The sequence below is a fragment of the Candidatus Methylomirabilota bacterium genome (genome assembly GCA_027293415.1).
GTDB lineage: Bacteria > Methylomirabilota > Methylomirabilia > Methylomirabilales > CSP1-5 > CSP1-5.
In genome coordinates, this window is the sequence record JAPUFX010000175.1 from 1 (window position 1) to 7,709 (window position 7,709).

Annotated in this window: 6 protein-coding genes; 3 read left to right on the forward strand and 3 right to left on the reverse strand. The window is 56.5% G+C overall.

Going from position 1 to position 7,709, the window contains the following annotated elements; all coding sequences use genetic code 11:
• The coding region (locus O6929_12250) for a Wzz/FepE/Etk N-terminal domain-containing protein (protein ID MCZ6481158.1) at positions 1-246 on the reverse strand (246 nt) is incomplete at its 3' end.
• A 1,388-nt stretch (positions 247-1,634) separates the two neighbouring features.
• On the opposite strand from O6929_12250, the gene O6929_12255 reads away from it, so the two are divergent.
• From O6929_12255 to O6929_12265, 3 genes are all read left to right on the forward strand, one after another.
• Positions 1,635-3,335, forward strand: coding sequence for a tetratricopeptide repeat protein (locus O6929_12255; protein ID MCZ6481159.1), 1,701 nt, complete (start codon positions 1,635-1,637; stop codon positions 3,333-3,335).
• A gap of 201 nt (positions 3,336-3,536) precedes the next feature.
• Positions 3,537-4,916: a sodium-dependent transporter gene (locus O6929_12260; GenBank protein ID MCZ6481160.1), complete on the forward strand. Its 1,380-nt coding sequence runs from the start codon at positions 3,537-3,539 to the stop codon at positions 4,914-4,916.
• 145 nt (positions 4,917-5,061) lie between these two features.
• Positions 5,062-5,304: an Lrp/AsnC ligand binding domain-containing protein gene (locus tag O6929_12265; GenBank protein MCZ6481161.1), complete on the forward strand. Its 243-nt coding sequence runs from the start codon at positions 5,062-5,064 to the stop codon at positions 5,302-5,304.
• 55 nt (positions 5,305-5,359) lie between these two features.
• On the opposite strand, the gene O6929_12270 is transcribed toward O6929_12265, so the two are convergent.
• Both O6929_12270 and O6929_12275 read right to left on the reverse strand, forming a co-directional pair.
• Positions 5,360-6,880: a leucyl aminopeptidase gene (locus tag O6929_12270; GenBank protein MCZ6481162.1), complete on the reverse strand. Its 1,521-nt coding sequence runs from the start codon at positions 6,878-6,880 to the stop codon at positions 5,360-5,362.
• 151 nt (positions 6,881-7,031) lie between these two features.
• Positions 7,032-7,709 (reverse strand): proteasome accessory factor PafA2 family protein (locus O6929_12275; protein MCZ6481163.1); only part of this gene is annotated, 678 nt, incomplete at its 5' end.

Consider the following 7,709-nt stretch of genomic DNA (forward strand, 5'->3'; position numbering starts at 1 on the left):
CAAGTTGAGTTTGGCCATTGCGTTCTCCAGGAACCTGTGATCCCCCAGGTGTTGCATGACGTCTTCACGCGTCTCGCTTGCATACTGCCCAATTTTCAACGTGTGGGAGACCTCATATAATTTGGGCATTGACAGGCTCACTACAAGCGCCGCTGCAGCCACAACTAGAGTTCCACCGATAATGAGACCTTTCCGCTTCCAGACGACATTCAGGTAATCAATCAGCTCTATTTCCTGCTCTTCCATCGGTAGGCCCTCCTAACATGAGAACGGCGGCCCGGAATGCACCGGCCCGCATGAGACCGGCAACCTTACTCCTAAAAAGTAAAACGCCCTGCCAGGACGTGCTCCGCCTGAGACGGCGTCTGAATGGGTATTGCGCCTCCGATTGTGCATTCCGGTGGGCAGGGGGCTATGGTCACCCCGGTAAACAATTTACTACTACCTCGGGGGGCTATTCGCTCCCCCCATCCAGGGATTACCCACGCGACAGCCTGCAGTGTCCCCCCAGGAACTGAAAAGCTAACCTATGAGAAACCACCTGTCAATATGTAGTTATTGTATACATGGACCATTTCTTGTTATGACCCCTATTAAGAGCAAGAACGCCCTTCGGGCCATGCTCATTCCCGAGGAGTTTGGGTTGCCGCTGTCTATCGTACCGGAAGTGGGCTACGAGCTATACCTACCCCTGTTCCACCCAAGCACCTCCTGGAATGGGCTTGCAAGGCAATTTAGTTTGCATATTTCAGACCTTCAAAATAAAAACCTCAAGAAGGAACCTCATCCTCCTTGAGGCGTCTCGGCCTTGTCGAGTGGCACATCCTTGGGGCCCCTCGACCTCTTGCATAGTTGTGTTTATCTGAGTATCAAAGCCCTCTTCGCCTGTCAACGAATTCCCTCAGAGGAGGCGGCTGACCGGACGTGCCTAGTAGAACAGCGAAAGACGGACTCTCGTTTGGAAGGGCGTTGAACAGCTAGCCCCGGGGTGGTTTCATCCATGGATCCGGGGTAAACACTCATCCAAAGGAGACCAACAGAACCTCCGTGGCGCAAGCTGCGGGGGTTTTTCTGTTGGCTGCCTTCCTCGCCCTTTTCCCGGCCATTCCAGGCCTCGCCCACTCCGAAACCGTAAGAGACTAGGTGTAGGTTGAACAGGCAGAAAATCATAGTTTTGTTATGTGGCAACGGTAACAAATTTCGGGGGAAGGTCAGGGACGTGTACGATTACCTTGACCAAGCTCTACAAGGATCTTACCAAGCAGTTCTTCGGTGGGAAACTCCCCCAGTACCGGGTCACTTCTTCCAAAGAAGTGTCTGGTCCATGGAGAGGACGTTCAACCACCCGTAACCTATGCGCAACCGGAGAGGTGGCAACGGCGCAAACTGCTGACTTTACGGACGCCACTTTAGCCCCCCCGTTAAAGTTCCTCTTGACCCGCCCGTTCACGGTATGCTAGGAAGAACGGCCATAGGCTTCTCTCGGTTTGTGGCGAGACACATAAGCTCTTTTAATCCTGGAAGTTGCAGTATATTTTGTGAAGTAAAAAGTAACAGTTATTCATCCATCTTATTGATAGGAGGGGCAAAAGTAAGTCATCACCTGAATACCTTTCAAGGTGGAGGACAGGGGCGTGATATGGATTAAGGTACTAGCCCCTTCCCGGCGTGAAAAGGGGCAGGCCTTTGAACTCCTGATGCGTCAGGTCCTCGATGCAGTCGGGATCTCCCCCATTCGTACGCACCTCAGGGTAACCGGGAAAGGTTCCCTCCTCGACATCCGCGGAAGGCAACGACAGAATGCCACGCCCTATCTGATTGAATGCCACGCCCTCTCCAGGGAAATTGCACTCGAAGAGGTCAAACGCTTCTTCAGCCGATTCCGTCGAGAACGAAAAAAGACCAAGAAGCTCCGGGGTTTCTTCCTCTCTTGCACTCCCTTTAGTCCCAAGGTTCTCAGCTGGTATCAGACCTTGGGTGAGGATGTCCGGCAAGGCCTACACCTCCTGAGTCCGGAGACGATCGCCGCCCACCTCGCCGAAAACCACCGTCTCTCGGACCTCAAGGCGCTCGAGGCGGAGGTGGCCGTCTCCTCAACTCTCCCTCCAGGATCCGGTTTTCTAGCCTTTCTCGGCAGAAACCTGTTTTGGGTTCAGACCCTCCTGGTCCATGAACGCCCGATGGCCTTTATTGTCCTCGAAGGGCGAGGCGGTCCAGCCCCCGGCACCATTGCTCAAGAGATCAAGCGTCTGGACGCCGCCCTCAGGGACAAGCGACTCCTTGATCTCGGCCTGCGGAACCGGATCCTTCTCGAACTCCTCCCGTACGAACCACGCACCGCCGATGAACTGACCCAGGCCCTGGGTGAACCGCCTCAAGATATCCTCTTCCTGCTCCAATGGCTAGAAAAAGAGGGGGTCGTAAGCTCTCAGCCGGCTTCTGGAAAGTCCCGCAGACTGGATCGATACCGCCTGAACCGAGGTTTCCCAAACTTCCTACATCTGGCCCGCCAGTTTCTTCCCGGTACATACCGGTTCCGCTTCCTCTCTTCCCGGTTTGCTTCGCAGACGATGACTACGGGTTTGGCCTCTTATCTCGAGGATCGGTTTCGCCTGAAGCTACCCGGGGAAGAGATCGAGGCAATCATTAATCTCTTATCCATCTCTCCAGCCGCCTTATCGTTTACGATCTCCTCAGCGCAGAACTATGTCTCGAGTGACCGAGAAATGGATGCGAAATTCATCCCGGACGGAGAAAGGGAGAGGCTCCGGGAGGTCGCTCGCACCCGATTCATAAGCGACCTGTCTCTCCGGGTCGTTACCGATAGCCTCCATGAAGAGTTCTCGACCCTCCTGGCCGTTCGTGACATCCGAGCTTATCTCGCGAGGATCCAGTTAAAGGCATCCACGCTAAAGCATCCCCTCTTTTCTTTTCACGCCCCCCACCTCCTTACTCTGCCGGGGGCTAAGCCAGCAACGGAGGCCGAAGTCTCCCTGGAATTTGGAGCGGTCATGCGTCTCATTCAGGAGTATGACCACGCCATTCAGTATCTTGACCGGGCCATCCGTGAGCTCAAGGACCCTATGCGCCTGAAGGCCGCGTGGAATAACAAAGGCCTCTGCCTTTTCAACAAACGGCGATACCAGGAAGCGATCGAGTGCTTTAACGAGGCCATTAGGCTTGACAGCAATCTCAAGCAAGCCTGGCTCAACAAGGCGATTTGCCTCCGAGAGGTGGGAGATGCCCTAGGGGCCTTGCGCTGTGTCAAGCGGGCCCTCGAGATCGACCCTGCGTACAAGGAGGCAAAGGATTTACTCCAGCGGTTCCAGTCTTGACGAAACCTGATACATCCAAGCCCACTCGCCTGCCGTGCCCAAGGGGAATCTCGGACCAGGTGGATTCCCAGATCACCCCGGACATCAAATCGTTGAATTACCTCTCTGTAAGCCACCGATGCCTCCGCTGCGACGCGCCAATCTTTTCAGCCGAACCGTAAGAACCTACGGCGGACCGGTGGGGACGAATCCGGAGAGTACATGGAACCAAATACGGGAAACCTAAGACGAGAAACGTGGGGGTCGCGGACGGCTTTTGTTTTGGCCGCTGCGGGCTCGGCAATCGGTTTGGGGAATATTTGGCGCTTTCCGTATCTCACGGGGCAGAACGGCGGGGCTGCTTTTGTCTTGATCTACCTATTAATCGTCCTCCTAATCGGACTGCCGGTGATGATGGCTGAGGTAAGTCTGGGTCGTCGTACCCGGCGCAACCCGGTAGGCGCCTTCGAGGGGGCGGCCCCGAACTCCGCTTGGCGGAACGTGGGAGTCCTTGGTGTCATCACCGGGTTTGCTATCCTCTCATACTATTCGGTGGTGGCGGGCTGGACTCTTGCCTATATCCTTAAGGCTGTTACAGGCGCCTTCACCCACCTAACCGACCCCGGGGAGACCGGAAGGTTATTCGGGCATTTTGTCGGCGATTCCCAGTCGGTCCTCACCTACCACGCCTTGTTCATGGCACTCACGGTGGCCGTCGTGATGGGTGGAATCCGGCGCGGGATTGAGCGGTGGACGTTCATTCTGATGCCTATTCTTTTCCTCATGCTTATACTTCTCGTTCTCCGCGCCGTCACTCTCGAAGGGGCAGGGCCGGGCATTGCCTTTTATCTCAAACCAGACTTCTCCAAGGTGACCACAGCCACATTTTTAGCGGCTCTCGGTCAGGCCTTCTTCTCCCTGAGCCTCGGCATGGGAGCGATGATCACGTACGGGAGTTATCTGTCTCAGAGCGAGGACGTAGTGGTCACCACCGCAGCCGTCAGCCTTTTTGACACCGTCATCGCTCTCTTGGCTGGGCTCGCCATTTTCCCCGCCCTCTTTTCCGTAGGGGGGGCAGAGCCGACAGCGGGCCCAAAACTGGTCTTCGTAGTCCTGCCGGCGATATTCCAGCGGATCCCTTTTGGGGGCCTCTTCGGAGGTCTCTTCTTCGTGCTCCTGGCGGTTGCCGCTCTCACTTCCGCCATCTCACTCCTGGAGGTCTGCGTTGCATACATGACAGACGAGAAAGGGTGGACAAGACACAAAGCCTGCTTTCTGGTCGGCGGGGGAGCCTTTATCCTGGGCATCCCTGCCGCTCTGAGCACCGGAGCCTCCACATTCCTCTCCAGCATTCCCTTACTCCAGATGGGCTTCCTTGACCTGATGGACATGCTATTTGGCAATGTCGCTCTCACGGTGGGCGGTTTCCTCCTCTGTGTCTTTGTCGGCTGGTATTGGTCCCCCGAGGAGGCCCTAGCGGCAGTGATGGAAGGAAGTGCATATCCCAGCCTGGGGCGACCATGGTTTTTGCTCATTCGTTATCTCTGTCCCCTGGCCATCGGAACCATTCTCCTCCAGCTCTTGATGAAGTTGCTCGTATAAGGATAGGGTTTGCGGATTTCCGTTGCACCGGGCGCGATGATTAGAGTATCGTGGGCATGGGTAGAGGAACGAGAGGCCCGGACAGAGATTGACCCCGCCTCAGGGTAGGAAAGCCAACGACAAATGAATCAGGGAGGTTGACGGGATGACAGCAACGACCGCCTTTGTGCTCATTGAGGCTGCATCAGACAAAGCCAAGAACGCCCTAAAGGCCATCATTAAGATCCCCGGCGTAAAGATTGCCCACGCGGTGACCGGTCCCTATGACATTATCGCTTTTGTTGAGGCATCCGACGTGGACGCCCTAGGGCGGGTGGTTCTGTCCAAGATTCGCACTATCTCTGGCGTCACCAAGACTCTGACTTGCGTTACCATCGAAGTTAACTAACCGCCAGAACGCTCGAAGGCTGGAAAGCTAGAATGCTTTTAAGCGTCCTAGCCTACTAGCGCAGCGGCTTGCCGCCGCTCTGGGCGAGATCGAGGGCAAGACGAATCAGGGTTCGGACGGGAACCCCTGTGGCCCCCTTGGGGGTATATCCCTTCTCCTTGTCGGCCTGGCTCGTGCCGGCTATGTCCAGATGAACCCAAGGGATCTCTCCGACAAAGCGGGCCAGAAATTTGGCCGCGGTAATCGCTCCTGCTTTTCGCCCCCCAATATTTCTAATGTCAGCCACATCGCTCTTAATCTGTTCGTCGTAGTCCCCATCCATCGGCATATGCCAAATCTTTTCCCCGACCGCCTCTGCCGCAGACTGTACCCGACCCATCCACTCCTGATTGTTGGTGAAGGCCCCGCTCCGGACCGAGCCTAAGGCCACAACACACGCCCCCGTGAGTGTGGCCGCGTCCACCAATCGGTGGCACCCGAGCTTTCGCGCATAGCACAGGGCATCGGCCAGAATCAGGCGCCCCTCGGCATCTGTGTTTACTACCTCAATCGTCTTCCCATCCATGGACTGGACCACATCTCCAGGTTTGAGGGCGCTTCCAGAGGGAAGATTCTCGCAGGCGGGGACGATGGCAGTCACATTGATGGCCGGCTTGAGTCGCGCAATGGCCCCCATTGCTGCGATGACCGCCGCTCCGCCCGCCATGTCCCCCTTCATCTGTTCCATCCCCTCACTCGGCTTGATCGAGATTCCTCCGGAATCGAAAGTGATCCCCTTTCCGACCAATCCCAAGGTCGGCTGTTTCCCCCTCCTCCCCTGATAAGAGAGGACAAGCAGCACTGGCGATCTGCTACTTCCCTGCGCCACTGCTAAGAGGGCTCCCATTCTCATCCGCTCAAGCTGCCGCTTTTCCAGAATCTGGCAGGTGAGCTTTTGCGCTTTCGCCATGGTCCGCGCTCGAGCAGCCAGAACCTGCGGTGTCAGACTATTGGAGGGTTCATTCACCAGATCCCTGGCGAGGTTGACAGCATCGGCAATGAACTGACCAGTCGCGGCGGATGCGCGGACCTTGGCCATCTGCTCTCGCTCCCGGAGAAGAAGAGAGAGCTCCTGGACGGCCTTGCGATCCTCTTCCTTCTTCTTATACCGGTCGAATGTATACAGGCCAAGGAGAGCCCCTTCGGTGATGGCTTGTGCCGTCTCTTCAATTCCGAGACCCCCCACCCCTGTCCCATGGAGGATCGTCCCTACCCGCCTACACCCATGGCGGCGAAGGACCCTCAATGCTTCCCCGCTGACAGCGCGGACTGATTCGAGTCCAAACTCTTCCTGCTTTCCCAGACCGATGACGAGCACCCGCTCGGCCCTGAGCTTCCCCTGGGTATGCAGGAGTATGGAAGAACCTGCCTTTCCCTGAAACTCTCGCTGAGCGATCACCTGGGAAATCAGACCACCCAAAGCTTCGTCCACAGCCCTGGTCGCTCCGCCCGGCTTCCTTACCCCGTCAAAGAGATTGACAATCAGGGCATCACCAGGGTAGGCGAGAACGTCCTGCACCTGGACATTGACTTTCACCCCTTCGCTCCTTTCCAAGAAGTAAGTTGTTCGCCGTGAGCGATCAGCCGAGAACCCCCACACTCAACAGGGAACGGCGAACTACTGGCGGAAAAAAAATTGGGCGTCCCTGCTACCGGGCCACCCGGAACGAGATACACCCTCGCCCGCCTCAATAATAAGAGGAGGCGATCATCTCCTCCACTCTCGCATCCTTTGACTGAAACGGATCCTTGCAGAGGATGGTCCGCTGGTACCGATCATTGAGCTTGAGATAGCTCCACCCGACATCATAGGATTTGTTCCGCTCTGTGGCGTACCTGATAAAGTCACTCCGGATCTTCGCCCGTGTCGTTTGGGGCGGTTCCACCATCGCTCCTTCGATCTGCTCATCGGTGCACATCCGGTCGACCATATCTTCCCGGGCCATGAGATAGTAGAGTCCCCTACTCCTCTTTATATCGTGGAACTGCAGATCCAGCATCGAGATCCGCTGGTCCTCGAATCCCACCTTCCGCCGCTCCATGTACGACCGGATCAGCTCCATCTTGATCACCCAATCCAGATGCCGATGGAGCTGCCACGGGTCCTCCTCGAGCTTCTCTAAGACCCACCCCCACTTCTCCAAGATGTCCAACACCTGCGGCGACGCTTCTCGCCCCTGGTAGTACGCCAGCGCCATCTCCAGATATTCCCGCTGGACCTCGACCCCGCTCAGCTCGACCCCCCGTTTCAACCGTACCTTCCGTTTGCACGTGACGTCGTGGGAGATTTCCTTGATCGCCCGGACCGGATCTTCCAACGCCAGATCTTTCCGGATCCACCCATCCTCCACCATGCTCAGGACGAT